This is a genomic window from Synechococcus sp. R8-2, from assembly GCF_047461715.1.
Classification (GTDB): domain Bacteria; phylum Cyanobacteriota; class Cyanobacteriia; order Thermostichales; family Thermostichaceae; genus Thermostichus.
The window spans coordinates 1-2,335 of the sequence record NZ_JANSHQ010000100.1; the positions used below are offsets into that span (position 1 = coordinate 1).

The 2,335-nt window shown below is 61.8% G+C and carries 2 protein-coding genes and 1 tRNA gene; all 3 read left to right on the forward strand.

The window, feature by feature from the left end:
- The first annotated feature begins 107 nt into the window (after positions 1-107).
- The 3 genes from NW819_RS02755 to NW819_RS02765 all read left to right on the forward strand — a co-directional run bounded on the left by NW819_RS02755 (position 108) and on the right by NW819_RS02765 (position 2,281).
- Positions 108-902, forward strand: coding sequence for a DUF429 domain-containing protein (locus NW819_RS02755; RefSeq protein WP_414412815.1), 795 nt, complete (start codon positions 108-110; stop codon positions 900-902).
- 102 nt (positions 903-1,004) lie between these two features.
- Positions 1,005-2,168 (forward strand): GuaB3 family IMP dehydrogenase-related protein, encoded by a 1,164-nt coding sequence (locus NW819_RS02760; RefSeq protein WP_414412816.1) that lies wholly within the window; start codon positions 1,005-1,007, stop codon positions 2,166-2,168.
- 41 nt (positions 2,169-2,209) lie between these two features.
- Positions 2,210-2,281: transfer RNA gene (locus NW819_RS02765), tRNA-Val, on the forward strand.
- The last annotated feature ends 54 nt before the right edge of the window (positions 2,282-2,335 follow it).

The window sequence follows — 2,335 nt, forward strand, 5'->3', positions numbered from 1 at the left end:
GAGGGGCTGGGGGTGAGGGCGCCGGAGCCATGCAATCGGGAACTGCCTCAAACTGGCTCTTGGAAATGGCTTTGATCTGTCGAACTTGAGGAAAAGGGGAAGGCGGTGTGGCTCAGTTGATCTGCATTGGCCTGGATCTGGCCTGGTCAACCCGCAACCCTTCCGGTCTGGCCACGCTGCGAGTCCAGCTCGGGGATCCCGGCAGGCAGAACTTGACAGGCCATCTGGTCGATAGCCGCATTCTCCAAACGGATGAGGAGATCCTGGACTATATTCAAGCTCAGGCGGGCGAAGATCCCTGCTTGGTGGCGGTGGATGCCCCCCTGCGCGTCCCCAACCTCAGCGGACAGCGACGGGCCGAGGCCGAACTGAACCGGGTGTTTCGCGCCTATGCAGCCGGGGCCCACCCGGCCAACCGCCGGCTTCTAGAAAAAAACGGCCAGGTGAGAGGGGAAGCCTTGGTGCAAGCCCTAGCCAGTTATGGCTTTCGGGAGCAGGCCAGCATCGAGCGAGGAAAACTTACCCGCCAAGTGACCGAGGTCTTCCCCCACAGCGCCTTGGTCAGCCTCTTTGGCCTCAGCCGCACCCTGAAATACAAGGCCCGCCCTCGACGCACCTGGCCAGAACGGCAACAAGCTTGGCAACTGTACCAGCATCATCTGCGCTCTCTAGCTGCCGCTGACCCGGCTCTCCAGGATCACGAAGAGCTGCTCCAAGTGGAGGTGGGATCCCTCAAGAGCCGTCGGCTCAAAAACTACGAAGATCAGGTGGATGCGTTGATGTGTGCCTACATCGCCCTCTACGGGTTCCGCTGGGGATCCGAGCGCTGCCGCAGTTTCGGCAACCTGCAAGAAGGGCACATTTTCACGCCCTTGCCCCCTCGAACCTCTGAGGCTGATTGAGACCCGCTCCGGGATCGCAGCCAAGAGAACAAGACTCTCGCTGGCCTTGGATCCCTCCTTGGCGGCATGATAAAAACAAGGGATCCGCAGAACAGGGGAAAAATGGACGTGCAACTGGGCCGCAATCGGCAGGCAAGACGCGCTTACGGGCTGGATGAAATCGCGCTGGCCCCAGGCAGACGAACGCTGGATCCCAGCCTGGTGGACACCCACTTCACCCTGGGAGGGATCCAAAGGCCAATCCCCATCATCGCCAGCGCCATGGATGGCGTGGTGGATGTGCGAATGGCCATTTTGCTCTCGGAGCTGGGAGCTTTCGGGGTGTTGAACCTGGATGGCATCCAAACCCGCTACGCCGATCCCGATGAGGTGTTGGATCAGATTGCGTCGGTGGGCAAAGACGAGTTTGTGCCTCTGATGCAGCGCCTCTACAGCGAACCTGTAAAGCCGGATCTGATTCAAGAGCGCATCCGCCAGATCAAAGCCTCCGGCGCCATTGCCGCCGCTAGCTGCGTGCCCGCCCACGCCGCCCAATACGGCCCCCTGGTGGCGGAAGCCGGGGGGGATCTGTTTTTCGTCCAGGCCACGGTGGTTTCCGTTCACCACAAGGTTCCCGAAGGCATGGAACTGCTGGATCTGGCCCAATTTTGCCGGTCGATGCCCATTCCTGTTGTGGTGGGCAACTGCGTTACCTACGATGTCGCTCTGGAGCTGATGCAGGCCGGAGCTGCCGGTGTCTTGGTGGGGATCGGCCCTGGCGCTGCCTGTACTTCCCGAGGCGTGTTGGGGGTGGGAGTGCCGCAGGCTACGGCCATCGCCGACTGTGCCGCTGCACGGGAGCAGTTTTTGGCGGAAACCGGCACCTATGTCCCTGTGATTGCCGATGGGGGATTGGTGACCGGCGGCGATATTTGCAAGGCCATCGCCTGTGGAGCGGACGCAGTGATGATCGGATCCCCCTTGGCCCGCGCCCATGAAGCCCCCGGTCGCGGCTTTCATTGGGGCATGGCCACCCCCAGCCCCATCTTGCCCCGCGGCACCCGCATCCGCGTGGGATCCACCGGCACCTTGGAAGAAATCTTGCGCGGCCCCGCTCGCCTGGACGACGGCACCCACAACCTCTGGGGTGCTCTGCGCACTAGCATGGCCACCCTGGGGGCTGCCAATCTTCGAGAAATGCAGCAGGTGGAGATCTGCATTGCCCCTTCCCTGCTCACAGAGGGGAAGGTGTACCAGAAGGCGCAGAGCTTGGGTATGGGGAAATAGTCCTTTGGGAATGCTAAACTCGGTGGGCTGGGATCCCTCGGGGGCGGTTAGCTCAGCGGTAGAGCGCCTGCCTTACAAGCAGGATGTCACTGGTTCGAGTCCGGTACCGCCCATCCCCACCGGAGCTTGCAGCTTGAGAGCTCTGTCTCAGCTAGAAATCGCAGGAG